At 59.9% G+C, this 26,308-nt stretch carries 29 protein-coding genes and 1 tRNA gene; 18 read left to right on the plus strand and 12 right to left on the minus strand.

What is annotated here, in order from left to right:
- Positions 1–147 precede the first annotated feature (147 nt).
- The 7 genes from SIN04_RS06335 to SIN04_RS06365 all read left to right on the plus strand — a co-directional run bounded on the left by SIN04_RS06335 (position 148) and on the right by SIN04_RS06365 (position 8,136).
- Positions 148–1,113, plus strand: a complete 966-nt coding sequence (locus SIN04_RS06335; protein WP_134487409.1) for a UDP-glucuronic acid decarboxylase family protein — start codon at positions 148–150, stop codon at positions 1,111–1,113.
- The gene (galE, locus tag SIN04_RS06340; protein WP_134487412.1) at positions 1,110–2,090 is read left to right on the plus strand and encodes a UDP-glucose 4-epimerase GalE; all 981 of its coding nucleotides are present in this window, start codon (positions 1,110–1,112) and stop codon (positions 2,088–2,090) included. The genes SIN04_RS06335 and galE overlap by 4 nt, the downstream gene beginning before the upstream one ends.
- A gap of 195 nt (positions 2,091–2,285) precedes the next feature.
- The gene (locus tag SIN04_RS06345) at positions 2,286–3,536 is read left to right on the plus strand and encodes a sulfotransferase (RefSeq protein ID WP_134487415.1); all 1,251 of its coding nucleotides are present in this window, start codon (positions 2,286–2,288) and stop codon (positions 3,534–3,536) included.
- Between the two features lie 276 nt (positions 3,537–3,812).
- The gene (locus tag SIN04_RS06350; RefSeq protein ID WP_134487418.1) at positions 3,813–5,702 is read left to right on the plus strand and encodes a hypothetical protein; all 1,890 of its coding nucleotides are present in this window, start codon (positions 3,813–3,815) and stop codon (positions 5,700–5,702) included.
- A gap of 523 nt (positions 5,703–6,225) precedes the next feature.
- Positions 6,226–6,480, plus strand: coding sequence for a zinc-finger domain-containing protein (locus SIN04_RS06355; RefSeq protein WP_134487421.1), 255 nt, complete (start codon positions 6,226–6,228; stop codon positions 6,478–6,480).
- A gap of 15 nt (positions 6,481–6,495) precedes the next feature.
- Positions 6,496–7,743 (plus strand): FAD-dependent monooxygenase, encoded by a 1,248-nt coding sequence (locus SIN04_RS06360; protein ID WP_134487424.1) that lies wholly within the window; start codon positions 6,496–6,498, stop codon positions 7,741–7,743.
- 54 nt (positions 7,744–7,797) lie between these two features.
- Positions 7,798–8,136: a hypothetical protein gene (locus tag SIN04_RS06365; RefSeq protein ID WP_134487427.1), complete on the plus strand. Its 339-nt coding sequence runs from the start codon at positions 7,798–7,800 to the stop codon at positions 8,134–8,136.
- 78 nt (positions 8,137–8,214) lie between these two features.
- Here SIN04_RS06365 and SIN04_RS06370 read toward each other — a convergent pair whose 3' ends face one another.
- The 3 genes from SIN04_RS06370 to SIN04_RS06380 are packed head-to-tail and all read right to left on the minus strand — an operon-like array spanning position 8,215 to position 9,757.
- Entirely contained in the window at positions 8,215–8,949 is a 735-nt protein-coding gene (locus tag SIN04_RS06370) for an NUDIX hydrolase (RefSeq protein WP_134487430.1), read from the minus strand.
- Complete coding sequence (locus SIN04_RS06375; RefSeq protein ID WP_134487433.1) at positions 8,946–9,518, minus strand: DUF2478 domain-containing protein; 573 nt, start codon at positions 9,516–9,518, stop codon at positions 8,946–8,948. Before SIN04_RS06375 ends, SIN04_RS06370 begins: the two co-directional genes overlap by 4 nt.
- Entirely contained in the window at positions 9,515–9,757 is a 243-nt protein-coding gene (locus SIN04_RS06380; protein WP_134487436.1) for a sulfurtransferase TusA family protein, read from the minus strand. Before SIN04_RS06380 ends, SIN04_RS06375 begins: the two co-directional genes overlap by 4 nt.
- 375 nt (positions 9,758–10,132) lie before the next feature.
- On the opposite strand from SIN04_RS06380, the gene mobB reads away from it, so the two are divergent.
- The 4 genes from mobB (at position 10,133) to SIN04_RS06400 (ending at position 13,183) form a co-directional block, all read left to right on the plus strand.
- On the plus strand, positions 10,133–10,672 hold the full coding sequence (mobB, locus tag SIN04_RS06385) for a molybdopterin-guanine dinucleotide biosynthesis protein B (protein ID WP_134487439.1): 540 nt from the start codon (positions 10,133–10,135) through the stop codon (positions 10,670–10,672).
- Between the two features lie 11 nt (positions 10,673–10,683).
- Positions 10,684–11,958: a gephyrin-like molybdotransferase Glp gene (glp, locus tag SIN04_RS06390; RefSeq protein WP_134487442.1), complete on the plus strand. Its 1,275-nt coding sequence runs from the start codon at positions 10,684–10,686 to the stop codon at positions 11,956–11,958.
- Positions 11,959–12,392: 434 nt separating this feature from the next.
- On the plus strand, positions 12,393–12,602 hold the full coding sequence (locus SIN04_RS06395) for a hypothetical protein (RefSeq protein ID WP_134487445.1): 210 nt from the start codon (positions 12,393–12,395) through the stop codon (positions 12,600–12,602).
- Positions 12,603–12,664: 62 nt separating this feature from the next.
- Entirely contained in the window at positions 12,665–13,183 is a 519-nt protein-coding gene (locus tag SIN04_RS06400; protein ID WP_341264303.1) for a hypothetical protein, read from the plus strand.
- 20 nt (positions 13,184–13,203) lie between these two features.
- Here SIN04_RS06400 and SIN04_RS06405 read toward each other — a convergent pair whose 3' ends face one another.
- Positions 13,204–15,087, minus strand: coding sequence for an ABC-F family ATP-binding cassette domain-containing protein (locus SIN04_RS06405; protein WP_134487450.1), 1,884 nt, complete (start codon positions 15,085–15,087; stop codon positions 13,204–13,206).
- 419 nt (positions 15,088–15,506) lie between these two features.
- On the opposite strand from SIN04_RS06405, the gene SIN04_RS06410 reads away from it, so the two are divergent.
- Together SIN04_RS06410 and SIN04_RS06415 are read left to right on the plus strand one after the other, a co-directional pair.
- Positions 15,507–16,061 carry a peroxiredoxin gene (locus SIN04_RS06410; protein WP_134487453.1) on the plus strand — a complete coding sequence of 185 codons (555 nt, stop codon included), beginning with the start codon at positions 15,507–15,509 and terminating at the stop codon, positions 16,059–16,061.
- 5 nt (positions 16,062–16,066) lie between these two features.
- Positions 16,067–16,603 (plus strand): carboxymuconolactone decarboxylase family protein, encoded by a 537-nt coding sequence (locus SIN04_RS06415; protein ID WP_134487456.1) that lies wholly within the window; start codon positions 16,067–16,069, stop codon positions 16,601–16,603.
- Between the two features lie 29 nt (positions 16,604–16,632).
- Here the strand turns inward: SIN04_RS06415 and SIN04_RS06420 are convergent, their stop codons facing one another.
- Entirely contained in the window at positions 16,633–17,550 is a 918-nt protein-coding gene (locus tag SIN04_RS06420) for a LysR substrate-binding domain-containing protein (RefSeq protein WP_134487458.1), read from the minus strand.
- A 152-nt stretch (positions 17,551–17,702) separates the two neighbouring features.
- Here SIN04_RS06420 and ndk point away from each other — a divergent pair, with 152 nt between their 5' ends.
- Complete coding sequence (ndk, locus tag SIN04_RS06425; RefSeq protein ID WP_174511821.1) at positions 17,703–18,125, plus strand: nucleoside-diphosphate kinase; 423 nt, start codon at positions 17,703–17,705, stop codon at positions 18,123–18,125.
- Between the two features lie 119 nt (positions 18,126–18,244).
- Here the strand turns inward: ndk and purN are convergent, their stop codons facing one another.
- Positions 18,245–18,847 (minus strand): phosphoribosylglycinamide formyltransferase, encoded by a 603-nt coding sequence (gene purN / locus SIN04_RS06430; protein ID WP_244605698.1) that lies wholly within the window; start codon positions 18,845–18,847, stop codon positions 18,245–18,247.
- 50 nt (positions 18,848–18,897) lie between these two features.
- Positions 18,898–19,959 carry a phosphoribosylformylglycinamidine cyclo-ligase gene (purM, locus tag SIN04_RS06435; protein ID WP_134487464.1) on the minus strand — a complete coding sequence of 354 codons (1,062 nt, stop codon included), beginning with the start codon at positions 19,957–19,959 and terminating at the stop codon, positions 18,898–18,900.
- A 227-nt stretch (positions 19,960–20,186) separates the two neighbouring features.
- Here purM and SIN04_RS06440 point away from each other — a divergent pair, with 227 nt between their 5' ends.
- From SIN04_RS06440 to SIN04_RS06455, 4 genes are all read left to right on the plus strand, one after another.
- A complete protein-coding gene (locus SIN04_RS06440) occupies positions 20,187–20,735 on the plus strand; it encodes a CDP-alcohol phosphatidyltransferase family protein (RefSeq protein ID WP_134487466.1) in 549 nt (182 codons plus the stop codon).
- 123 nt (positions 20,736–20,858) lie between these two features.
- Positions 20,859–22,007, plus strand: coding sequence for an AI-2E family transporter (locus SIN04_RS06445; protein WP_423136015.1), 1,149 nt, complete (start codon positions 20,859–20,861; stop codon positions 22,005–22,007).
- A 1-nt stretch (position 22,008) separates the two neighbouring features.
- Positions 22,009–22,743: a DnaA ATPase domain-containing protein gene (locus SIN04_RS06450; protein ID WP_341264305.1), complete on the plus strand. Its 735-nt coding sequence runs from the start codon at positions 22,009–22,011 to the stop codon at positions 22,741–22,743.
- A 110-nt stretch (positions 22,744–22,853) separates the two neighbouring features.
- A tRNA-Pro gene (locus SIN04_RS06455) sits at positions 22,854–22,931 on the plus strand.
- Positions 22,932–23,059: 128 nt separating this feature from the next.
- On the opposite strand, the gene SIN04_RS06460 is transcribed toward SIN04_RS06455, so the two are convergent.
- The 5 genes from SIN04_RS06460 to SIN04_RS06480 all read right to left on the minus strand — a co-directional run bounded on the left by SIN04_RS06460 (position 23,060) and on the right by SIN04_RS06480 (position 26,306).
- Entirely contained in the window at positions 23,060–24,025 is a 966-nt protein-coding gene (locus SIN04_RS06460) for a tyrosine-type recombinase/integrase (RefSeq protein WP_244605699.1), read from the minus strand.
- A gap of 68 nt (positions 24,026–24,093) precedes the next feature.
- Positions 24,094–24,420, minus strand: a complete 327-nt coding sequence (locus SIN04_RS06465; RefSeq protein WP_166795862.1) for a helix-turn-helix transcriptional regulator — start codon at positions 24,418–24,420, stop codon at positions 24,094–24,096.
- Complete coding sequence (locus SIN04_RS06470; protein WP_134487478.1) at positions 24,413–24,970, minus strand: phospholipase D-like domain-containing protein; 558 nt, start codon at positions 24,968–24,970, stop codon at positions 24,413–24,415. The genes SIN04_RS06465 and SIN04_RS06470 overlap by 8 nt, the downstream gene beginning before the upstream one ends.
- On the minus strand, positions 24,967–26,088 hold the full coding sequence (locus SIN04_RS06475) for a DUF5131 family protein (protein WP_134487481.1): 1,122 nt from the start codon (positions 26,086–26,088) through the stop codon (positions 24,967–24,969). Before SIN04_RS06475 ends, SIN04_RS06470 begins: the two co-directional genes overlap by 4 nt.
- A complete protein-coding gene (locus SIN04_RS06480; RefSeq protein WP_134487484.1) occupies positions 26,088–26,306 on the minus strand; it encodes a hypothetical protein in 219 nt (72 codons plus the stop codon). The genes SIN04_RS06475 and SIN04_RS06480 overlap by 1 nt, the downstream gene beginning before the upstream one ends.
- Between the last annotated feature and the right edge of the window lie 2 nt (positions 26,307–26,308).

Here is a 26,308-nt window from a genome sequence, read left to right on the forward strand (position 1 = left end):
TTTCATCATGCTATCTCATAAAGTTTTCCGTTGATGCTTCAATTACGCTATAGCGGCTCTTCAGTGTCGATTGCGCCTAAACTATTTGTAGGCTCTTTCAGCGCAGCGTCTACTTGAAACAGCATTTGTTATGAGGAACGAAGCCGCATGCGCTATGGCAAGATGAAAAAAATCATGGTCACGGGAGGCGCGGGCTTTCTTGGGTCCCATCTTTGCGAGAGGCTCCTGGCGCAAGGACACGAGGTCTTATGCGTCGACAATTTTTTCACCGGAACGCGACGAAACATCGCTCATCTGACAGCACATCCGAACTTCGAGTTGCTCCGGCACGACGTCACGCATCCGCTCTACGTCGAGGTCGACGAGATCTACAATCTGGCATGCCCGGCCTCGCCAGTGCATTATCAATTTGATCCCGTCCAGACGACAAAGACGAGCGTGCATGGCGCTATCAACGTGCTCGGTCTCGCGAAGCGTCTGCGAGCGAAAGTGTTGCAGGCGTCGACAAGCGAGGTCTACGGCGACCCTGAGGTGCATCCGCAGACTGAAGCTTACTGGGGGCGAGTCAACCCGATCGGCTATCGAGCCTGTTACGATGAGGGGAAGCGTTGCGCCGAAACTTTGTTCTTCGACTACCATCGCCAACACGGATTGCAGATCAAGGTCGTGCGCATATTCAATACTTATGGGCCGCGCATGCATCCAAACGATGGACGAGTGGTCTCAAATTTCCTGGTTCAGGCGTTGAAAAATGATGACATCACCATCTACGGAGATGGGTCGCAGACACGCGCCTTCTGTTATGTTGATGATCTCGTCGAAGGGTTCCTGCGTTTGATGGCGACAGGACCGGATTTCACCGGACCCGTTAATATCGGCAATCCAAAGGAATTCACCATGAATGAACTTGCGCACCAAATCATCGAACTGACTGGCTCTCGATCCAAAATCGTTTATCGCGGATTACCCCCGGACGATCCCAAACAGCGCAGGCCAGACATTACGTTGGCTAAGGATAAGCTTCAATGGCAACCCACGGTGGAATTGCGGGAAGGGTTGTCGCGCACCGCCAAGTACTTTGAAGACTTTTTGCGCGAGGAGGCCAGCCGATGACTGTGATCGAGCGCGTGATCGTTACAGGCGGCGCGGGATATATCGGGAGCCATACCTGCAAGGAGCTGGCTTCGGCGGGGATCGAGCCTATCGTCTACGATAATTTACTCTACGGTCATCGTCACAACGTCAAGTGGGGGCCCCTCGTTGTCGGAGATATTCTCGACCACGAACAACTCGCGATGGCGTTCAAGAAGTACCGTCCCCAGGCCTGTATCCATTTTGCCGCGCTGGCCTATGTCGGAGAATCGGTTGAAAGGCCGTCTGCCTATTATCGAACCAACGTCACGGGCACGCTCACGCTGCTATCTGAGATGCTCAGGGCTGACGTCCACACGATCGTTTTCTCCAGCACTTGCGCAACTTATGGGGTGCCTGACGTTCTGCCAGTCGTCGAAACCACACTACAAAATCCGATAAATCCCTACGGCGCCTCCAAGCTGATGGTGGAGCGGATCCTCGCCGATTACCGGACAGCCTATGGCCTGCGATACGCGTGTCTGCGATACTTCAACGCCTGCGGGGCGGATCTCGATGCTGAGTTGCAAGAAGAGCACGATCCCGAGACGCATCTCATTCCGCGCTGCCTGATGGCGGTCGCCGGACGAATTCCGAAGGTCGACATTTATGGCGACGATTATCCGACGCCGGACGGAACGTGCGTTCGCGATTATATTCATGTCACGGATCTTGCCCGTGGACACGTCGCGGCCCTATCGGAGCTTGCGCAAGAAGATCTCGCGCTTCGACTAAATTTAGGAACAGGCCAGGGCTTTTCGATCCGGCAGATTTTGGCCGGGATCGAAACAATGACGGGGCGCCCGGTTCCGCATAAATTCCAACCTCGCAGGGTCGGCGATCCGCCTTCCTTGCTGGCCGATGTTGGCGAAGCTAAGCGTAGGATCGGTTTCGTCGCGAAGCATTCTGATCTCGAAACCATCCTGCGCACGGCGTGGCGTCAATATCGAGTGGATTGAGTTCGCGTCCCGCACCAAGCCGCACCTGCGCGTGCTGTCTCTTGTGTGTGGAAAACTTGACCGTTGTTTCAGAGCGATCGAGGATCCAAGCGTGCGTAGTTCGCCGCGCGGAAGCATTGGCTCCAAATTACTTGCGTTTATCATCAGGCGTCGCTACGCTAAATTGTTTTTTAGCAATCAAACTAGGACGAGAAAGTGAATTCCACTACGGCGGCGAACAATTATGGTCCGATTTTTGTGTTGGGCGCAGCTCGTTCGGGCACCACGATTGTTTCATCAGCGCTCGAGAAAATGACCGGATTTCGTTCATTAGGGGAGGGCCACATTTGGCCTCTCGTTTTGGCGTTAAGCCGCCTATCCAGAAGATATTATGCAGGGCTCGCTGCTAAAATTGACGACAGCCATCAATGTTTATTGTTTGAACATAATTCTGAGGAACTGACGGCCGGCATTATTCAAGCAGTACTTGATCTTTATGGGATTGCCAGAACAGATTTTATCGACAAAACTCCCGGCGTTGAAATGATTGCATGCACGGACATGCTGTCTCATGTATACAAAAATGCATTTTTCATATTCGTAAAAAGAGGGCCGATCGCTACGGTCCGATCAAAACTAAAAAAATTTCCGGATGTTGAATTCTCGGACCACTGTTTAGATTGGGTTAACTGCCTCAATGCGTGGGACGATATAAAACAGCATGTTTCCAATCGTTATTATGAAATAAATCACGCTGATTTAGTCGAAAGACCGGAAACTATTGCAACTGAATTGGCTGAGCAGTTGGGCTATGAACCACATGCGGCATCGCAATTTGTGCGTGAGATCACTGTCAATACTCAAGTTGAGCGCACCTCCGCGGATCACAGCGTGAATGACAATGATGTTGCAAACACTGAATGGGACGAAAAGCAGAAATTGGTTTTTCTTCGCATCTGCGAGGGGGCGGCGGCCAAGTTTGGCTTTGACATATTCGGGAACAGCAGCGGAGCAGGAAAGATCGGAAAGATCGCGTTGTTCTTTCCCATGCGTGAAAGCGAAGAAGCTTACGTAGTCAACCGCAACGCGTTTTGCTATCCCGTGTCACACGGATTTCAGCTGTGCCCGAACTCATCGGGCGAAGGCGTGCTCGCTTTGCATTTTAAAGACGTTTGTCTGAAGGGACGGCGCCATGTCAGCCTTACGGTGAGGCGAGAGTTCCTCCACGGCCCAGACGTCATGCTCAGGATCGCCATCGTAGAGACTACGGATGGAAGCATAAGAAATGTCGTCGAAGAATTGATCGACACAATAACGCCAAAAAAGATCGCGTTTGCCATTGATCGTGCGGCAGAGATTGTCGACATTGAAATAGGCGTCCATATTCTTGGTCACTCAAATAATCATTATGCAACGATTATCATCAACAGCCCGACCATTTCGGAATCGGTATCGTCACCGGCTTGAGAAAGGCAGCCAGTTAGAGGCCCGCGCTGACAGCCGAATTACCGAATGCTTTGCGCTTCTGTTCGCCATGGCGTAATCATGCCGGCGATATGCGTTCCCGGGACAATCCACGAAAAAGAGTGTTAGAGGTCGCGTGGGATTCCGTTGCAGCGGTTAGACATCGCCTCTGACTCACGAAATCTTGAGGAAAGTCGCGTATCACTCTTCGGACCCCGGCGCCCGGATCATCGTTATAGAACGTGCGACCGTTACACGAGAAGGGCTGGGCGCCATTTGATGTCGATCATTGAGTTGAAGAGGAGGACGAAAAGCGCTCGCGGCGCCATCAAAAGGGGCTTTGGATTACGGATTGCATGTTTGTGCCTTTCGGCAGGCGGGGCCAACGCCGCGGAGACCGGCCGCTTGCGCACCGTGGAAGCCGCTGCTCCGGCGGTCCCGGCGCCCGAAGAGAAGCATTCGGTCTATACGCTCACGCCCGACATGACGACGGAGCAGATGAACGCCGTCATCGCGACCGCCATTCGGAAAAATGCGGCCGGCGTCAATCTTGAGCCGAATGCCGTCTACGATCTAAAGGCGGTCCCCGGAGCTTCCATCGGCGGTGCGGCCGCCGCTTTGCTGATCAGGAAGGCCAGAAATTTCGTCCTTGACTGCCAGGGTTCGACACTGGTCTTGAATGGGTCGGACAAGGAGAGCTATGGAGACATCCTTCGAATGGAATATGACGAAGGAATAACGCTCCGCAACTGCGACTTCGACTATGCTCAACTACCGTTTACGCAGGCCGTTTTGACCTCAGTCGGAAGTGATGGAGCCGTTTTTAGAGTCGACCCAGCATTTCCGATCGAATGGTCGAGTGTGCAGCGCATTTCACAATTCGATCCGGCCGGCAAGGCTTGGCTAACGACGAACCTCGAATGGAGTAATTCTGAGGCGGGCAGCCGCGCGCTAACCAGCCTTGGCGAAGACTCGTACCGAGTTTCGCTTCGGGGAAAAGACAAGGCGGCGTTGGATAGCCTAATTGTGGGCGGCTCATACCTCCTGGAAAATCAAGTCTACGGTGCGAATGCCGTTAGTTGGTATAGCGTCAAAGGCCTCACCTTCGACCACACCCGCGTGTTCGCGGCCGCGGGTCAGGGATTCAAGGGCCAAGTCTCCTCCGACGTCAGATTTACCGGCGGTTCGGGAGTCCGGATCAGACCCGACACGACCCGCGTCCAATCGACCAACGCAGATGGCGTCAATATCGCTAATCAACGAGGCGTATTCACAGTTAACGATGGCGTCTTTGAAGGATCGCAGGACGATGCAATCAATGTCTATGGGACGCAAACCACCATTAAGGCGCTTGCGGATTCCACCCACATAACACTCGCCGGGAAACCCACCGCCTGGTCTGCAGGCGATATGCTTGAGTTCATTGATGCTGCTGGCGCGGTCAGGGGCACAGCAGTCGTAGGCGCGCTGGCGTTCGACTCCAAAACCACAAATGTCACGCTCGCGTCTCCCGCCCCGAGCGGCGCTGAGTCCGCCTGGATCGTTGCAGACCAGACTGATTCGCCGACCCTGTTCAGCGTCAATGGAACCACATTTCAAAAGCTTCGCGGAAGAGGCGTGGTTGCCAACGCGCAGAAGATCGACGTGACGGCCAACCGCTTTAGCGATCTTCCGAGTAATGGCGCGATGACGTTCTATAGCGACTATTCCTATTTTGCGCAGGGCCCAATGCCGAAGCACATCAGCATCGTCGGAAATAGCCTCGAACGGGTGAACACCAGAGGCGGCGACCCCGGGGCGATTTCAATCTATGCATTCAGCAAAGATGGAAAAACAACCGCTCCCGCTGGACAGATTGCCGACGTGTCAATCAAAGACAACCATTTTCGAGAGACGCGAAATATGTGCGTTTATGTGGCGGCCGCCGACAACGTGCACATCGTGGGCAACACGGCAGCGGAATGGGCCACCAGCTCTAATAGAGCTTCATTCCGTGGATTAGGCAGTTTTTGCTACGGCATTGACAATGTTTCGAGCGGCGAGATCGGGCCGAATACATATCTCACGACCAACGGAGGACGGGCCGCAGCGGTTGGCGCCTCATCGGTGGATCTCGCGCCGGATCTGCAGCGTAAAGGGTCGCCTGCGAAGAACTCGTCAGCACGATAGATCACGCGTATTTTGCTTTTCCGTGATCCGTGAGCCCGGAAAGAATACAGGTACGGAAATGATCGCGAACCAACTTGACCTGCGCCCTTTTGCTTTCCGAAGGCCCAACCCGCGCACTTTCACTGGGAACTGTCGATCGGGGCCTCCGCTGGAGAGCCGCCTGCGTGTGAATCCATGCTAACCAAAACGCCTCGCGCCGCCCCACGTCTTCTTTGGAGCATCAATGTCAGGCGCATCGATCCGGCGTCTGCTGGATTTGGGGATTGAGGGCGGCACGCCTTGAGCGGAATGGCATTTTCCTCTTTAAGCCTTTGTTTTAATGCTTGATATGATGCCGAAGAGTCTGCAACTTTTCGGCATGGCGCTGTAAACAGCGCCGCTGATCCACCCGGCGATCGTGAGCCGGCCGGAGCACTTCAGCCGTTCAAGACCGGCTCCTTTCCGGCAATGATCCTTTGCGGGGGCTACCCAAAATCCGGCCAGGCGCTTATGGTTCGGCGGTTTTCACAATAGGGATGAGATCATGGCCGCCCATGCCACGCCGCATTTTCACAATCAGCCAGGCGTCCCCCGCGTGCGCGTCGGCGCAAAGGAATTCATGTGCGTCGGCGCGCTGCCGCCCTTCGATCATCCCCATATCTTCATTGACATGGGTGATGCGGACGAAGCCATCTGCCCGTATTGCTCCACGCATTATGTCTTTGATGCGACGCTGCATGGCGGCTGCGTTCCGCCGGAATGCGTTTTTGATCCGGAATCAACGAACGCCGCGGTCTGAGCCGCGCGCCTTTCGATGAGCCATCCTCACGCATTGATCGCCGGCGCTGGCATTGGCGGCCTTAGCGCCGCCCTCTGCCTCGTCCGGGCAGGGTGGCAGGTCAGCATCTTTGATTGTGCGCCCGCGCTCGAAGAGGTCGGCGCCGGTTTGCAGCTGTCGCCAAACGCCACCGCGATCCTGCGGCGGCTTGATGTCATCGAGCGCCTCGCCCCATCGAGCCTGACGCCCGAGGCGATCCGGGTACGCCGAGCCAGCGACGGCGCAACCCTTGCCCTGATGAAGCTCGGCGACGCCGAAAGCCGCTGGGGGGCGCCCTATCTTCTGGCTCATCGCGCCGATCTGCAGCGGGCGCTTCTCGACGCCGCTGCGAAGGAAGACGCCATCAGAATTCACACCGGGGTCGCGGTCGCCGGTTTCGCGGCGGGCGCGGACGGCGTCGTCGCGGCGTTGCGACAGGGCGTCGTGCGGGTTGAGGCGGCGGGCGATTGCCTGATCGGCGCGGACGGATCGCGCTCTCTCATTCGCGCGAAACTGCTGGGCGGCGCGCCCGACGCTTTGCAATTTTCGAAGCGGACGGCCTGGCGGGCTCTCGTTCCGGCTGGTCGCGCGGGAGCAGAGGCGCTACGCCCAGAATCCTGCCTCTGGCTTGGACGCAAGGCGCATCTCGTGCATTACCCCTTGCGCGGCGGTTCCGTGGTGAATGTCGTCGCCATCGTCGAGGACGATGAAGGTCCCTCGGCCCTCGATTCCGGTTGGTCGAACCAAGGCGATTCGGATTTCCTCAAGGCGCGTTTCTCAACCTGGCACGACGCGGCCCGCAGCCTGATCGGCGGCGCGGCCGATTGGCGGAAATGGCGCCTCATCGATCGTGATCCGCTGCCCGCCTGGTCAGCCGGACGCGTCGCGCTGCTTGGCGATGCCGCCCATCCGATGTTGCCGTTTCTGGCGCAGGGCGCAGCGCAAGCGATCGAGGATGCAGGCGCGCTTGGCGACGCCTTGCAACAAACGGCCGGACGAGACGAGGGCGCGGTATCGCGCGCGCTTGCCGCCTATGCCGCCGCGCGGATCGACCGGGCAAGCAGGGTGCAAAGAGAATCGCGCGCCCAGGCCAAAATCTATCACCTTGATGGAGCCGCCGCTTTCGCGCGCGACATGGCGATTCGCGCCCTTGGCGGCGAGCGCATGCTTGCCCGCTACGACTGGCTTTATGATGCAAGAAGCCAGAGCGCGGCGCCCGCGCGAGATCGTCGCATCCGGGCTTGACAGAGACAGGCTCTGAATGAGATGGGGGCGCAGCCTTCTCTTGCGGAGTCCAGAATGCACCGGATTTTATTGTCGATCGCGCTTGTCGGCGCTTCTGTCGCGCTTGCCGGCTGCAATCAGTCTTCCGGCGCTCCGGGGCCCGTGGCCGCGGCGCCGGGACCTCGCTTGCCGAACTGGCCTGCCTTGCCGGAGAACGCCGCCTGCACGGAAAGCCTCAACAACTATCAGAAGGTTCTGACCGCGGACGTCGCCACCGGTAATCTCAACCAGTCCGTCTACGATAAAATCGAAGCGGATCTGGCGCGCGCGGCCAATGCCTGCGCGGCCGGCAGGGAGGGTGAGGCGGCGGCCATTATCCGCTCGACCAAGGTGAATCATGGCTATCGCGCGTGAATTGGAGCCGTTCCCGGCCAAACAAACGCCGTTCGCCTGAACAAGGATCAGTCCAACCGGCTCGATGATCCGCCGACGTTACGACGCCCGATAGCGTTCGAGCGCATGACGCAAATAGCGCAGCGTGAAATCGGGCATCCGTTCCTCGTCGAGGTCGCACACCGAAAAAACAGGGTGCAGCGCGACGAGTTCGGGCTCCGCCTGCAGCGCGATGAAGGCCTGAAATCGCGCCTCTATTTCAGCCGCGCGCAGTCGGGAGCGGGTCAGCTTCATGCAGGCGATGCGCGGACCCTCGAAGACGACGGTCCATCCCGGCGCGAAATCAACCTCATCGGCGCCGAGGCCGGTTTCCTCCAGCAACTCACGCGAGACGCTGCCTTCGAGATCGAGCGCTCCGTCCCTGACGTCGCTGGGGTCGGGCGTCCCTGCTGGAAAATAGATTTTTCCGCTGTTTGCGGTCAGGTCGTTCATTCGTCCGAGCAAGAAGGCGCCGTCAGCCGAGCGCAACGCCGCCATGGCGAAGCAATTGCGCACATTTGAATCGGGAAAGCCGAAATCGCGCCAGGCCAGAAACGCCTTGTAGTCGACGGCGGCCGCGGCGCCTCGCAGGGTGCGCCGGACGCCCACGGTCTCTTCACGCCGCTCAAAGTTGAGAAAGACGCGGCCATTGAAGAGACGCGGATTCTTCGCGCGCAATTTGTCCCAATGACGGTCGATCGCCTCGCTCTCGTCGATGGCGAAGGGCCAGAGCCGCTCGCGCACCTCGATAGCGATGTCTTCGATGTCTTCGATCCGGGCCCCGTCAGAGTTCATCCGGAAGACGCATCAATGCTGACTGGCGTGGGAGCGGAGCGCTGTTTCACCGTGCTCCACCATTGCTGCAAAGCCTCGGCGGAACAGGGCAGTTCCTCGTCGAAGCCCATGGTGAAGCGACGCCAGGCTTCAAGAAAGCGCGCCGGGACGCAGACCAGCGTCGGAATTCCAGCGACGGCCGCCGCGCCAATTTCCGAAAGGAGACCGTTGCCCTCGATTTCCAGCTTGCCGAAACGATTAATGAATAGAAGGTCCGGCGATCTTTCGAGCGCCGTCGCGATCAGATGGGCGGCATGTGCGATCGCCGATGTGTCGACGCGGCAGGATTGTGACTGACGGCCAAGATCCTGCAGGATCGAGACGCGCTCGCCGGTCTCGACGTCATAGAGAAGCGTGTCGCGGCAATCGCAGGCTTGCGTGGCGTCGGCGATCTGGATCACGCCGCCGATGCGATGGCCGGCGAGGGAAACATCGCGCGCGAAAGCCTCGACGATGCGGTTCGCCGCTTCGCTGTCCTCAAACACCAGCGCCGCCAGTGTGTTGACGTCTGAAGAAGCGCGTCCGCTCATAAATGCGTCCGCCTGATATGAAAAATCGTCGCGCCGCCGATATTTTCCTGGCGCTCCAGGAGGTCGCCAGTCTCACGCAAGAGGTGAGGGATATCGATGGCCGCGAGCGGATCGGTGCATTCGACGACCAGCAGATCGCCGCTGCTCAGCCCGCGCAAAGCTTTTCGCGTGCGCAGCGCCGGCAGCGGACAGCGCAGTCCGCGCAGATCAAGAGCCGTTGAAGTCGATTGGATCGTCATGCGTTAAGCTATGAGAGGTCCTGTGGCGCGAATATGACGGCGTGGATGGTAAGCGATGCCGCCGCAATTTTCCAGAGGAAGCGCAGGCGTTGAGCGGAAATGACGCGCCACAGGTGGAGCAGGGGAATGAGCGCGTCGGGGCAGCGCGGGCGGCCTCTGTCTCCAAGCCCCGCATCCGCTGGCCGATCCGCGCTCGGAGGGCTATGCTCCCGGGGCGTTGGTTCTTTTTCGCGCTTCTTTGGTGATAGTTCGAAGCAGAGGTTCACGGCATCAGATGACCAAACCGATCCCTCCAGCTGGCGCGGGCAAAGGCCGAGCCTTGGCTCAGGAGCGCGTGGTCGACCCGTTCTCGCGCGAAGAATTGGCGCGCCTCTGATGCGCGTCATTGGCCTTGCCGGATGGAGCGGCGCGGGCAAGACGACCTTGATCGTCAAGCTCATCCCTTGCCTGATCGCGCGCGGCTTTTCGGTCTCGACGCTGAAACATGCGCATCATGGCTTCGATGTCGATCAGCCGGGCAAGGATTCCTATGCGCACCGCGAGGCAGGCGCGAGCGAGGTTCTCGTCGCCTCCGCCAATCGCTGGGCTTTGATGCATGAACTGCGAGGCGGCGATGAGCCGCGGCTCGGCGCTTTGCTCGCGCATATGAGCCCCGTCGATTTCGTTTTGGTCGAGGGTTACAAGCGCGACCCCCTTGGCAAGATCGAGGTGCATAGACTGGCCAACGGCAAAGCTCTGCTTTATCCAGATGATCCCAGCATCAAGGCCTTCGTAAGCGATGCGGGCGGCGAGGGCTTGCTTCTTCCCTATGCCGATCTCAACGACGTCGAGGCGGTGGCGACGCTCGTCGAGCGTTTGGCCGCGCCGCTCGGCGAAACGATTGCAAGGCTCGAGCGCGGCGCTCTGGATTTCTAAGGTTCGACCTTATGGCTCAACTCAGCAAGGATAGCTTTGCGGCCGACGACAGGCTGATGACGGTCGACGAGGCTGTGGCGGCCATATTCGCGCGCATGCCGTGCATTGAGGACGTCGAACCCGTTTCTCTGATCGAAGCTGAGGGCCGGGTGCTGGCGCAAGATCTCATCGCGCCGAGGGATTTGCCAGGCTTCGACAATTCGGCCGTGGACGGCTTCGCCGTGCGCTTCGACGATTTGGCGCCAGCGGTTGAGACCGTGCTCGATCTCGGCGGAAGGGCGGCGGCGGGCCATGCGCTTGCGATTACCGATTGCCGGACGGCTGCGGGTTTCGCTGGAAAGGCGGTGCGGATCTTCACAGGCGCCGCCATGCCGGAGGGGATGGACACGGTTTTCATGCAGGAAGACTGCCAGCGCATCAGCGATGGGCGCGTCAGCCTGCCGCCCGGCCTTTCGCGCGGCGCCAACCGTCGCCTGCGTGGCGAAGACATCAGCGTCGGCGAGACCGCGCTTCGGGCAGGCAGGCGTCTGCGCCCGGAAGATCTAGGCCTTGCCGCCGCGCTCGGCCTCGACCGCCTTGGCGTCCGACGCAGACTGAAGGTTGCGATTTTTTCCACCGGCGATGAAATCGTTTCGCCCGGCGAGCCATTGAAGCCGTCCGCTGTTTATGACGCCAATCGCTTTCTGCTGCAGGGCTTGCTGCGCCGCCAGGGCGTGTCGGTCACCGACCTTGGCGTTCTCGCCGATGACACAGCGGAAATCCGCTCGGCGATCCGCGCCGCTGCGCGCGAGCATGATCTCGTGCTGACTTCGGGCGGCGTCTCCATGGGCGAAGAAGATCACGTCAAGGCGGCGATTTGCGACGAGGGCGCGTTGGTGTTCTGGCGGCTCGCCATCAAACCGGGGCGCCCCGTCGCAATGGGCGTCATCGAAGGCGTCCCCTTCGTCGGGCTGCCGGGCAATCCGGTTGCGGTTTTCATCGCCTTCGCCTTTATCGCGCGTCCACTGATCGCGGCTCTATCTGGCGCTGAATTCGAGCCGGAGCGCAGGTTTCCGGTGAAGTCGGGTTTCGCTTATAAGAAGAAAGCCGGCCGGCGCGAATATGTCCGTGTTGTCGTGCTCACGGATTCGACGGGAGCGATGGTGGCGGAGAAATATGGCGTCGAAGGCGCGGCGGTTTTGACCTCGCTGACGCGCACGCATGGGCTTGTCGAATTGCCGGAGGACGTCGTCAAAGTCGCCCCCGGAGACGTTATCAACTTCATCGACTACGATCTCATCCGCTGAAGCCGGACCTTATCTGAAAAGCTCAGATGTCCCGATGCCTTCGCCGTGGAAGAGGGATCGGACTGCCGCGATTTTGCATAGCTGCCGATCAACTTTAGCGTAGACGATGGGCCGATGGCGCCCAAGACCGCATTGGCCTCGCGGCGGTTACCAGAGCTTTGCTGGAGCCAGCCAGACGGGGTCGACAAAGCCTGGCCGAGCGGGTTCGTTCCGGGAGTGCTGCCGCGAGGCGCTCGCAAGAGCCGGGACAAACAGCCAGCCGGGGCGGGTTGATGTCTCCTTCGCGAACATCAAAAGTCCAATATCGAAATAGAATAGATAAGAAACATGTCTCTTGCAGCCAAATAAGCATCCGTTTAAATATAATACCCGCAACATACGCGGAGGATGCTATGTGTGACCTGTTAAATGAAAGAATTAGAATAAATAAAATCTTGCAACAGGCGATCGATGACGGCTTTGGGGAATGGTCGATAAAGACCGATGAACTGGTGCAACACTGCTTTCTTGCGCTGCAGGCCTATTACGACGGATCTTGCGTCGAAGAATGCTTGAAGAAGAAAGCCGAGGAGTTTGTATCTTCCCATCTCGCACGAGCCAGGACGGACGATCGGCCCTCGGCAAGGAAGCAGGCGGCCGGCTGAACGCACAGTCCAGCAACATGTCTCGACCCTTGAAATCGATCCATGACCAGACGGATGGCGCAATGGTTCAGAATCAAAAACATGCAACGGAAGTCGCCGGCGTTCATGCCGACGCCCCGGCCGAACATCTCTTCTTCGCGCAATACCGCTATTGGATGGCGGGCTATACAATGCGAGACATGTTCTGCTGGGATTGCGCCTGGGACGTTTTGCTGCGTTACGTTTCACTCGACGCCGGCAAAGCGCTCTATGCCGAATTTCATCTTTTCACGCGGGTCCTGAACCAGCGCTCGCAAAGGCCGATCGGTTGGCTGCCCGACGTTTGCCGCTGCCTGTGCCGGGACGAATATTGGGTTCTCAATCTCGTCGGCGCGTCGCAGCAGAATAATCCGCATGAGGAATTGCTCGCCGCCGCCGAACTCGTCGGTATCGACGAGGCGCGCATCCTGCTCGCCGCCAGCCGCTCTCTCGGCCGGGCGCTCATGGCGGAAAACTTCGTGCTGGCCCCCTTCGGTGGCGTGCTGACGAGGACCATCGCGCAGGCGCCGTCAACTGGCGCGTGGCCTGGCACACGGCATTGAGAGTTTGGCGCGCGGCGCGCCTACCCGGTCTGCGCCGCCTCAAACTGGCCGGTGAGCTCCAGCCATTCTTCCTCGGCGAGCAGCAGAGTTTTTTCGAGTTCGCTGCGCTGCGCGGAAAGCTGGGCGGCCTTCGCGGGGTCTTTGGCGAAGCTCGCGGGATGGGCGAGAGCCTTGTCCACGCGCTCGATGAGGTCCTGGAATTTCCGCATTCTCTCTTCGACCGCCCAGATGCGCTTCTTCAGCGGCGCTGACTCTTTGCGGCTTGGCGCGCTCTGCCGTTGCGGCGCCCGCTCCAGCTCCAGCGCCCGTTCTTTCTTGCCTGCTTTGCCGTTGCCGCCGCCGGCGCGATCGAGCACATATTTCCGGTAATCGTCCATGTCGCCGTCGAACGCCTTGACCGTGCCGTCCCCGACGAGCCAAAGCCGGTCCGCGCAGGCCTCGAGCAGATGGCGGTCATGCGAGACGAGGATGATGGCGCCCTCGAAATCATTGATCGCCTCGATCAGCGCGGCGCGGCTGTCGATGTCGAGATGGTTGGTCGGCTCATCGAGAATAAGAAGATGCGGTCCGTTGAAGGCTGCGAGGCCCATCAGGAGCCGCGCCTTCTCGCCGCCGGATAATTGCGCGATCTTTGTGTCGGCCTTGATGTTCGGAAAGCCGAACTGCGCGCATTTTCCGCGAATTTTGGCTTCGGTCGAATCGCGCATGAGTTCGGCGACGCATTGATAGGGCGTCGCCTTTTCATCGAGATCATCGACCTGATGCTGCGCGAAAAATCCGACATCGAGTTTCGACGAGCGCCGCAGGACGCCGCCCTGCGCCGTAAGCCGGCCAGCGACGAGCTTGGCGAAGGTCGATTTGCCATTGCCATTCGACCCAAGAAGGCCGATGCGGTCGTCCTCGGCGATGTTCAAAGACAGCCGCTTCAGCACCGGAACTTCGCCGTAACCAACGCTGGCGTCATCCATCGCGACGATCGGCGGACTTAAAGGTTTGGCCGGCGAGGGCAGGTGGAACGGCAGAATATGGCCGTCGACGATGGCCGCGATCGGCTCCATCTTCGCGAGCATTTTGAGCCGCGATTGCGCCTGCGCCGCTTTGGTCGCCTTCGCCCGGAAGCGGTCGACGAATGATTGCAGGTGCTTGCGCTGATCGTCCTGCTTCTTCTTGTGCTTCAGCAAAATTGCCTGCTGTTCGCGGCGCTGCTTTTCGAAGCTCGAATAATTGCCGCGCCAGAGCGTTAACTTCGCCGTATCGAGATGCAGGATATGGTCGGACACGGCGTCGAGCAGGTCGCGGTCGTGGCTGATGACGAGGATCGTCGCTGGATAGCGCTGCAGATAGTCGATCAGCCAGAGCGTGCCTTCGAGATCGAGATAGTTGGTCGGCTCGTCGAGCAGCAGCAGATCGGGGGCGGAAAACAGCACAGCGGCGAGAGCGACGCGCATGCGCCAGCCGCCGGAAAACTCCGACAGCGAGCGATTTTGCGCCGCCTCGTCAAAGCCGAGGCCGGCGAGAATGCCGGCGGCGCGGGCGGGCGCGGCATGAGCGTCGATATCGACAAGCCGCATCTGAATATCGGCGATGCGGGAGGGGTCCGTCGCCGTCTCGGCCTCGCGCATCAAGGCGGCCCGTTCGAGGTCGGCCTCGAGCACGAAATCGATCAGCGTCTGCGCGCCGCCTGGCGCTTCCTGCTCGACGCGGCCAAGCCGCATCTGGCGCGGGTAGGATATTGTTCCTGATTCGGGAGCAAGCTCGCCCGAAATCATACGGAATAAAGTTGTCTTCCCGGCGCCATTGCGGCCGACGAAGCCAATCCGCGCATTGTCGGGCAGGGCGGCGGTCGCCTTGTCGAACAGAATCCTCGGACCCAGCCGAAGCGTGACATCGTTGATATGAAGCATGAAGGCTTGTCGCCCGAGTTGTGTTGCATTGCAAGAGATCGGCGAAGAATTGGCCTTATCAACCCGCGAAAGCGCGTCGGGCGGCATAGCGCCAGCTTTAGCTGCGACTTAATGTCGCGTGGAGCGCGGACTGGCGGGGGCTTACTTTAGCGTTGGTGTTAGAGGAATTCTAAGTGAAGCTTCCTCTGACAAGGATCAATTTCAGCGCAAGCCGCGAAGCAGAGGCGTTTTGCCCCCTGCGATCCTGCGCGTCAGGGCCCGCTGCCGCCGGAGACACGGCTCGGTCGGTCGAAAAAGGCTGATAATCGGCTCGATAGGGGCAGGCTATCTTTTCGATTTACATAAGCGATTAGACGCGCTTTTGGTCAACTAATATAGGTTCACAACGGCTACATCAGCTGTTCAAGAGGAGAGTATACATGGCTGGAATTGGCGAAACAATCCCGAGTTTTTCTGTAACTGGCGTCAAGCCCGGCTTTGAAAAGCACGAAGAAAACGGCGAGAGCGCTTTCGAGACGCTCACCGAACTGAGCTTCCCTGGAAAATGGAAAATCATTTTCTTTTATCCCAAGGATTTTACCTTCGTCTGCCCGACAGAGATCGCCGAATTTGCGCGCCTGAACGAGGAATTTTCCGACCGCGACGCGGTCGTTCTCGGCGGATCGACGGATAATGAATTCGTCAAGCTCGCCTGGCGGCGCGACCATAAGGACCTCGCCAAGCTGCCGATCTGGCAGTTCGCCGACACCAATGGCTCGCTGACCGACGGCCTCGGCGTCCGCTCTCCAGCCGGCGTCGCCTATCGCTATACCTTCATTGTCGATCCCGACAATGTGATCCAGCATATCTACGCGACCAATCTCAATGTCGGACGCGCGCCGAAGGATACGCTGCGCGTGCTCGACGCCTTGCAGACGGATGAACTCTGCCCCTGCAATCGCGAGGTCGGCGGCGACGTTCTCAAGGCGGCGTAAGGCGCATGTCGATCGACAGCCTGAAATCGCAGCTGCCCGACTTCGCCAAGGATGTGCGCCTGAACCTCGGCGCGATCGCGAACGACGACAGCCTCGGCGAGCAGACCAAATATGGTCTGCTTCTCGCCTGCGCCATCGCGACGCGCAACGCGGATGTCGCGGCGGCTTTCGATCGCGAGGCGACGTCGCATCTAAAGCCCGAAGCGCGGGACGCGGCGCGCTCAGCCGCGGCCATCATGGCGATGAACAATGTCTATTATCGGTTTGTTCATCTGGCCTCGAACGCCACGTACCGGACGTTGCCCGCCAAGCTCCGCATGTCGGTGATCGGCGCGCCAGGCGTGCCAAAGACCGATTTTGAACTATGGTGCCTTGCCGTCTCGGCCATCAACGGCTGCGGCGCCTGCATCGACTCGCACGAAAAAGTGTTGATCGAGGCAGGCGTTACGGAAGAGGCCATTCAGACGGCGGTTCGTTTCGCCGCCATCGTCCAGTCGGCCGCGGTGGCAATCGAAGCCGCGCGGCTGCCGGTGCTGGCTTAACGGCTCCCACGATCCACGCACGACAACATTCATTCCGGAGGCTTTGAGAGGGCCTGCGGAATGCTCTTTTTGATGAGTTGCGACAACGCCTCGATCGCTGGGCGGCGCGGGTTCGTCGGCCGCGAGATAAGGCGGATCAGCCGCGACGTGTGCGGTCCACGCAGCCGGCGCGCCGCAAGATTTCCCGGCAGGCGCGGCTCATCGAGCAGGGCGAGGCCCGGCATCAGCGTCATCCCGTAACCAGCCGCCGCCATATGCAGCAGAGTTTGCAGACTCGTCGCGCGCATATCCGCCATATCGCCCTCGCCGCGCCGCGTATGCTGGCAAAGCTCGAGAGCCTGGTCGCGCAGGCAATGGCCGTCGGCGAGCAGCAATAGCTGCTGCGGATCGATGGCGCTCGCCTCCACAATGTTGCCGGCGGCCAGCGGGTGGTCTTGCGGCAGAACCAGGAGAAACGGTTCGTCGAACAGGGGCGTAATCTCGAGCGCGTCCGTTTCGGGATCGGACGCGATCAGCGCGGCGTCGAGTTCGCCTTGCAGAACCGGGTCGATCAGCCGCGCGGTCAGATCTTCAACGAGCGCGAGCGGCGTTTTCGGCATCTGCGCGCGCGCGTTCGGAAGCACAAACGGCATGAGATAGGGGGCGAGCGTCGGAATGACGCCGAGGCGCAGCGGCCCCAGCATCGGATCGCGGCTGGCCTTGGCGCAGGCAATGATATCGTCGGCGGCGGCGACCGCGCGTCGCGCGTGTGACAGAATGAGGTTGCCGGCGGCGGTCGTCGTCAATGATTTGCCGACCCGCTCGAAAATGGCGACGCCGAGCTCTTCCTCGAGCTTGAGAATCTGTCCGCTCAGGGTCGGCTGGCTCACATGGCACGCCATCGCGGCGCGGCCGAAATGCCTGAGATCGGCCACTTTAATAATGTAGCGGAGGTCGCGCAGGTTCATGCCGCCACGAATATCAATCCTCTATAACCAATACAACCAGAGCTTGATGGTCCAGCCGCCCGGCGTGAGCGCTGCGGCGGGTTGCGGGCGTCGGCGCGCGCCTCTATAAGCGGCCTGATTTTAGCCCCTCCCTGCGCAAAGGACGACCGCAAATGGCGATCGAACGCACTTTCTCTATTCTCAAGCCGGATGCAACGCGGCGCAATCTCACCGGCGCTATCAACGCCCTCATCGAAAAGGCAGGCCTTCGCATCGTCGCACAGAAGCGCGTGCAGATCACGCGCGCCCAGGCCGAGACCTTTTACGCCGTGCACAAGGAGCGTCCGTTCTTTGGCGAACTCGTCGAGACGATGATCGGCGGTCCGGTCGTGGTGCAGGTGCTCGAAGGCGAGGACGCGATCAGGAAATACCGCGACGTTTTGGGCGCCACCGATCCGTCGAAAGCGGCGCCGGGCACCATTCGTAAGGAATTTGCGCTGTCGGTGGGAGAAAATTCCGCGCATGGCTCGGACGCGCCGGAGACCGCCGCGATCGAGATCGCGCAGTGGTTTTCCGGAAACGAGATCGTCGGCTGAAACTTCACGACTTCATAGGGCGTCTTAATTTGACGCCCTATTCCATTGAATTTGCTGTGCGCAATCAATTAAACCAAAATACTCGTTATTCGCAACTGACGGCTGCATTGGCGTCACGCTCAGGCAGGTGGATTGCGTAGCGAGGCCGGCGCGGCTGCGCAGTCATTCGAAAACACGCGATTGCCTTCGACGCGAAGCATTCCGGCGGCAAGACGTTCGAGCGAGGCCGGATAGATAATGTGCTCCTGCTCTAGCACGCGCGCCGCCAAAGATTCCGGCGTATCATCGTCGAGCACCGCTACCGCCGCCTGCGCGATGATAGGGCCTTCATCCATGGCGGGAACGACGAAATGCGTCGTGCAGCCATGAATTTTGACGCCATCGGTGAGAGCGCGCTCATGCGTGTCGAGGCCCCGATAGGCGGGCAGCAGGGCGGGGTGGATATTTAGCATCCGGCCCTGCCATTGCGCGATAAACCACGGGGTCAGCAAGCGCATGAATCCCGCAAGGCAGATAATCTCGATGCGATGCAGTTCGAGGAGAGCCTGCATCGAGCGCTCGAATTCCTCGCGCCCGGCATAGATTTTATGGTCGACGGCGGCGCAGGCGATGCCATTGGCTTTGGCGAAGGCGAGACCCGGAGCGTCAGGCCGGTTCGACAGCACGAGTGCGATCTCCGCCGGAAAAGCCGGAGCCCGCGCGCGCCTGACCAACGCCTGCATGTTGGAGCCGCGACCTGAGATCAAAACCGCGGTGCGCTTGCGCCGGATGGTCAAAGCGCAAGCCGACCGGTGAAGGCGACGCGCTCGCCGGAGGTCTCGATGATGCGGCCAAGAGCGATCGGCTCTTCGCCGGCCGCGCGCAACGCGGCGACGATGGCTTCGGCCTCCGCGGCGGCGGCGACGAGAACCATGCCGACGCCGCAGTTGAAGGTGCGCAGCATTTCCGCCTCGCTGACGCCCCCAGCGCTCGAAAGCCAGGCAAAAACCGGTAGGACCGGGATCGCTGCGAGATCAATTTCCGCGCAAACGCCGGGGGGTAAAACGCGTGGAATATTGTCGGGAAAGCCCCCGCCGGTGATGTGGGCCAAAGCCTTGACGCCGCTATGGGCCGCGAGAACAGGCAAGATCGTCTTAACATAGATGCGGGTCGGCGTCAGCAGCGCTTCGCCGAGACTTTTCTCCGGCGCAAAGGGAGCGGGCGCGGAAAACTTAAGGCCGCTCGCTGCGACGATCTTGCGGATCAGCGAAAAGCCGTTCGAATGCGCGCCGGATGAGCGCAAGCCGATGAGCAGGTCGCCAGCCTTGACGTCGCCTCTTGGCAGGAGTTTTCCGCGTTCGACCGCGCCGACCGAAAAACCGGCGAGATCATAGTCTGCGCCGGCGTAAAGGCCCGGCATTTCGGCGGTCTCGCCGCCGATCAGCGCGGCGCCAGCCTCGACGCAGCCCCGCGCTATGCCCTTGACGACGGCGGCCGCGACTACGCCGTCGAGCTTGCCGCTGGCGTAATAATCAAGGAAGAAGAGCGGCTCGGCGCCCTGAACGATGAGATCATTGACGCACATGGCGACGAGATCGACGCCGATCGTATCGTGAATGCCTGTCTCGATCGCGATTCTGACCTTGGTGCCGACGCCGTCGTTGGCGGCGACGAGGATCGGATCATTGAAGCCCGCCGCCTTGAGGTCGAAGAGGCCGCCGAAGCCGCCGATTTCGGCGTCGGCCCCGGGGCGTCGCGTCGCCCGCACGAGGGGTCTGATGGTCTCGACCATGGCGTTGCCGGCGTCGATGTCAACGCCCGCGTCTGCATAGGTGAGGTTGATTTTCTTGGTCATCTGGCGTCCTGCGTCGATCGTTCAGGGCTAGCGTTTCCCGCGCTGCAAAGCAAGGTCGCGCCGCGCCTTCGCAGAGGGCCTTGATTGCGCGGCCGAGTCATCGGCATTCGGCCATGGAAAAGCGCTGAGCCATCCGTCGAAGTTGCGCATCAGGCTGGGATTTATCCGCGGCCATGCTAGTTTGACGGAGCTTTCAACGTTTTAGACGCCTTGAACTGACATAACGAATGAAGTTTTTCAAAATCGGCAGCCTTCCCAATTTGATTTCGCTGGGCCGCCTCATTCTGGTCCCGGCCATCATTTCGCTCATCGCGGCGCATCGCTGGAAAGAAGCCTTCATCTGCTTCATCATTGCCGGCGCTTCCGACGCGCTCGACGGCTGGATCGCGAAAACCTTCGATCTTCGCACGCAGCTTGGCGCCTATCTCGATCCGCTCGCCGACAAGGCGCTGATCGTCTCGATCTATGTCGCCCTCGCGATCATAGACGTCATTCCCGCGACCATCGCTATCCTCGTCGTCGCGCGAGACGTCATGATTGTTGGCGCTTTTATCGTGTCGCGGCTTCTCGATAAACGACTCGAAGTCAGGCCGCTTTTGATCTCGAAACTCAACACTCTGGTGCAAATCCTGTTCGCCGCGCTGGTTCTTAGCATCGAGGCCTTCGGCGTACACAAAGGCGCCTGGTTCGATGTGTCGCTCTATGCCGTCGCCGCCCTCGCGCTTGCCTCGCTCGGCGCTTATCTTAGCCAGTGGATCCGGCATATGAGCGCTTGAGGTCAGCCTCGTGGTAGAAGCGCGCTGCGGCCCGGCGTTTGCTATTCTTTGGCTATCGGCCGGGCGAGCCGCCGCGCCTCATCGCGCGGCTGCTCGCATGCGAAGGTAAACGGAACACAAATGATGCGGCTTGAATGGCAGATCGGCTTCTGGATCGGCGCGCTGTTATTGCTCGTCCTGCTGCTTTGGCTGTTCAGCGGCGTGCTGCTGCCTTTCGCCGCAGCGATGGCGCTGAGCTATCTGCTCAATCCCGTGGCGGACCGACTTGAACGGCTCGGTCTCAGCCGCCTTGGCGCGACGCTGCTCATTATGGCCGGGTTTCTTCTCGTCCTCGGCCTCTTCCTCGTTCTCGTCATGCCGGCGTTCTGGCGCCAGCTCGCGAGCTTTTTGCAGGCCTTGCCTTCCTATGTCGTCAAGCTAGAGGATTTGATTACCGATCTTAGCGTGCGCCTCGCCCAGGATCACGGCGCCACCATGATTGAAAAGCTCGGCTTCGGCAAACAGGCGTCGACAGACCTGCGCAATTCGACAAGCGATCTCGTCAATCAGGCGGCGCAATGGGCCGGGACATTCGTCAAGTCGATATGGAGCAGCGGCGCCGCACTGATCGGGCTCTTATCGCTCCTGGTGCTGACGCCGGTCGTCACTTTCTACATGCTGCTCGACTGGGACAAGATGATCGCAACGGTCGATAGCCTCGTGCCCTTGCGCCATCGCCAGACCGTACGCGAATTGGCGCGCGAGATCGACGCCGCCATGGCCGGCTTTCTGCGCGGCCAATCGCTCGTCTGTCTGTTTCTCGGCCTCTGGTATGGAGTAGGGCTGTCCCTTGTCGGCCTCAATTTCGGGCTTCTCATCGGCATATCGGCGGGGCTTTTAAGCTTCATCCCCTATGTAGGTTCGCTGACTGCATTGGTGCTTTCCTCGGTAGTGGCGCTCGTCCAGGGCTGGCCGGAGTGGAAATTGCTGGCCATGGCGCTCGCGGTCGTTCTCGCCGGTCAATTCCTGGAAGGCAATGTTCTCTCGCCAAAGCTCGTCGGCGAATCTGTCGGCCTGCATCCGGTCTGGCTGATTTTCGCCTTGCTGGGGTTTGGCAGCCTGTTCGGCTTCACGGGGCTCATCACCGCGGTGCCCCTCGCCGCCGCCGTGGGCGTGATCCTGCGCTTCGCAGTCAGGCGCTACCGCGAGAGCAAGCTCTACAAGGGAATCGATGCAGCGCCCGCGAAGATTATGATCGAGGCCTCGTCCGTGCCGGTCGAAAAGCGTGGCTGATATGACCGCCGAAGAAAAAGTCCCGCTTCGCTCCCGGCAACTGACGCTGGAGCTTCCGCTCGCGCCCGGCTTCGGACCTGAAGATTTTTTTGTCTCGGGCTCAAACGAGAGCGCCTATGCGATGGTCGAGCGCTGGCCCGCCTGGCCTGACCCTGTGCTTATCATCAAGGGGCCGCGAGGCTCGGGCAAAAGCCACCTTGGCGCGATCTGGGCCGCGAAGGCCGGCGCTGGAATCCTTCCCGCTGCATCATTGGGAAACGCCGAGATCGAGGCGCTCGCCAGTTCTGGGCCTCTGCTTCTGGAGGATCTTGAGGCTCTCGGCCCCGCGCAGACGCAGCTTTTTCATCTCATTAATCTCATACGCGAGAGCGGCGCCGCTCTGGTTCTGACCGCGGAGCGTCCGCCCGACGCCTGGGGCCTCGGCATCGCGGATCTTCTGTCGCGCCTGCGTCTTGCGCCCTGCGTCGAAATCGGCGCGCCGGACGACGCCCTGATGCGCGCTGTTCTCGTCAAGCTTCTCATCGACCGGCAACTCGTCGTCGACATCCGCGTCGTCGATTATGCGGCCCTGCATCTCGAGCGCTCACTCGACGCCGCGCGCATCTTCATCGAAGCGCTGGACCGGGAGGCGCTGGCTCGCAAATCCCGGATTACGCGGCAGATGGCGGCAGATGTGCTGCGCGCACTTTTGAAGGCCGACGCCGACGATCTCACCGCGATCGATGAAAAAGGATGACGTCTTGGCTCTCCAGTCGGCTGCGCCACGCGCGGGGGCGCTCGTGAGTTCATTTATCCGTCGCTTCAAGCGTTGCGCGCGGCGAAGCCTTTATCTATAAGGGCCGCAGTCGGAGTGTAGCGCAGCCCGGTTAGCGCACTAGTCTGGGGGACTAGGGGTCGTGGGTTCGAATCCCGCCACTCCGACCATCTATCTGCCTGATCTATAATTCATTTCAGTTCTATACGAGGTCGTGAAAAAGCGGTCGACAATAGAACATAAAGGCATCAAACGCATAGGTTGGAGCAGAAAGTCCCGAAGAAAGTCCCGAAGTTGTTCATGTTTCGGACGTTCCCAGCCGGCGCCTGCTCGCCGCCTCCATTCCCGCCAGGACTTCCTCATCCAAGACGTGCGCATATTTTGTCGTCGTCTCGATCTTCGAGTGATGCAACGCTTTTTGCACGAGCTTGAGGTTCTTGGTCTCGCGCAGCAGTTTGGTGGCGAAATCATGCCTCAAATCGTGAAAGCGAAGATCCGCGGGGATGCTCGGGCCGCCGCCCCGATTCTTTGCGCGTCGCCACATCGTCTTTAAGCCCGACGCCGTGATCGGTTTCCGCGCGCCCCTGGCATGGCCTTCCTTGCCCGGCTTGGCGCGCGCCGCCGCATAGGTGAAGACATAGTCGGTCGGATTGGCCATCTCCGACATAAGAATCGCGCGCATCTCAAACGTGATGGGATGGTCGATCAGCTTGCCGCCCTTGCCGATCGTCCTGATTCGACCGCCGGCCAGGTCCACGCTGTCTTTTCTCAAAAGGCATTCCGACAATCTGAGGCCGGCCGCCCGCGCAAAGCAGACCAGCGGCAAGAAATCGCGTCTGACAGCTTCGCGAACCGCACCTTCCTCCGCCGCGCGCACCTCGCGGACACGCTCGGTCGGCTCTTTGAGCAAGTGCTTCCGCCAATCCGGCTCGTTCTTGAGGGGGATGCGCCAGACGCGCGCCGCCCGATTGAACAGCTTCTGCAAGGGCTCAATGGTCGAGCGATTGACTGTCGCCGCGGCGATCGTCGGGGGCGCGATGCGCCTTTTAGGATTCTGTGGATCGCGAACCAGCTTGCGGCCGCGCACGGTTTGAGCGCGCCGCCAGGCGACGAGCTTTGCAACGTCGTCGTCCGAAATCTGGTCCAGCCGCATCGCGTTGCCGAAGTAATTGCAAAGCCGGTTGAGATTGGTGAGGGTCGTTTCGGCGCCGGAATGGTGCTGGCCGACCTCAGTCCAGTAGCGCTGCGCCGCGACGCCCATCATCAGCGGACCGCCGGCGACAGACTCTTGCGCCTTGAGCGCGGCCTTCGCCTTCTCTTTTTGGTCTTTTTCTACCGCTTCCGCTTCTCTTCGCGAAGTTTGGCCCGTAGAGCCTGAAAATCGAACACGTCGGAACTGGAAGTCAAATTGGTAGACCGCCGAGTTTTTCGGCTTGTAGACTGACACGACCGCCCTCCGAATTCCTTGCGCTCGCGCTTGAAAGCTTCAATGTCGGCCGGATCGAAAGCATAATGCTTACGCATCTTGCCGCGACCCGTTAAAATACGGGGCAGCGTGCCATCCTTGACATGCTCTTGCAACATCCTTGGCGAAATGCAGAGGATTCGCGCGACATCCTTAGCCCGCAGCAGCTGGCCATCGTTGGCGGATTCATCCATGGCCGCCTCCGTTGGCCCAGATGACCTCGAAATTGCGCTTGAACGCCGCCGCGGCCTCGGCGCTTTCGAGGATGATGAGGTCATTATCCTGGCGTTTGAGGCCCGAGGCCGAGAAATTTGCGGCTCCCGAGCGGAGCACGCGGCCGTCGACCGTGTAGCTTTTGAGATGCATCAGTGGAGTTGACGCCGATTTTACCCGGATCTCGACGCCTGGCGTGATTTTCAGATCCTGAAGCGCCTCATAGGGTTTTCCGTAATCACGGATCTGATCCTCGTACAGATAGATGCGCAGGGCGACGCCACGATCGGCGGCGCGGGTCAGCGCTTCTATGACCGCGACGTCGCTCAGGACATAGGCAGCCATGTCGATCGAGACTTTGGCTTCATTGATCAGCGCGACGTCGATTCGCTCGAGGTTCTCGGCCGGCGCGTAATGGACGATTGGCGCTGGATCAGCCTTGGCCTGCCATAGAGCGGGGACGCCTCGGAAAAGCGCCGCGTCGAGCACTGTGCCGACCAGCAGGATGGCGACGAACTTGCGGCTGGTCATTGCGATGCTCCCGGAAACTCATTGTGCTCGCGGCCGTCGAGGAGGCGGCTGGCGGCCCTCTTGCCGACGCGGCGCATCACATGAAACCGATCGCCGTGGAAGCCGCAGCCTCCATCACGATTCAGCCATTTGGACTTGCCATGGTTTACGTAATCGTAGGTATAGTCAGCGCGCCAATCGGGGTCGTCGTGATCACGATCTAGGCTCGTCTCCCACTCGCCCCATTGTTTGAAAAAGAAGGGAACGCCGGCGGCGGCGCATTGATCGCGGATCGCCCGCGCCCAATCGGGATGCATGGGCCTCGCGTTCGGGCCGCTCTCGCCGCCGCAGATGACCCAATCAAGGCCACGCTTGCATCGTTCGTCATGATGGTGATGCAGTTGGCGCGGGCACTCCGGTGTACCGATTCCTCGGTGCATCCCGTCACATCCGCGCTGGCCGCCGATCCATAATGTACCGCCTAATGTCGAATCGAGATCGATCGGCCCGAGCATCGGCTCAATCGAAACAAACCGCACCGCCGCTGGCGTCGCGCGCAGATCTGGAATCCGCGCGTTGGCGTTCTTTTGATCCTCGGCGGAGACGCCAAGCCAACAATTCTTGATCGGCCATTCGGCTGGGGTCTCCGGCAACCATTCGGCTCCGGTGATGGCCAACGCCGCTTCGTAGATCCGTTCGGAGCCTGGCGCGGGCGGCCCGCGCTTGCACCACGTCTCGTGGACTTCCGAGATATACGCCCGCATCCGCGCGCTGCGCTTCGTGAGCACCTGAAAAGTATGCTGCGGGCAAAGCGCCATAATCGCGAAGATGCGGTCGATCCATTCGTCTTTCACGAAATCGGCGAAGATATCCGTCATCGAGCAGACGAAGATCCTTCGCGGCTTTTTCCAGCGCAGTGGTTGGAGCAATATTCGCTCGTCGAGAAACAGATCAACTATGCTCAGATTGCCCGGCTTGAACGCAAGGCCACTCCCGAGACGAAGGTTCATTCTTTCGCTGTAGCAATTGCGGCAGCCTTCGCTGACATGCTCGCAATGCCATCCATCGCCGTCTTGGCTAGACGCCCGAATAGGCGTCCAACTGGCGTCGGTCCATTCGATCTTGCTCTTATCGCCCATCAGACTAATCCTTTGTCGATCGCGAGGCGCTCGGGCATCGTGACTGTGGCGACATCGGGGCTTGTAATCTCGAACTCGACGGCTGCCTTTGGAAGCCAAACGGCTTTCTCTCGGTCGCCATCGTCCGAGACGAGAATGGCGCCTTCGTTCTTCATTCCAGGCTTCGTCTCATGATGGATCACAAGCGCGAGGTCGATGATGTCTGAGCGGGCGGTCATGA

The organism is Methylocella tundrae (genome assembly GCF_038024855.1).
Taxonomy (GTDB): domain Bacteria; phylum Pseudomonadota; class Alphaproteobacteria; order Rhizobiales; family Beijerinckiaceae; genus Methylocapsa; species Methylocapsa tundrae.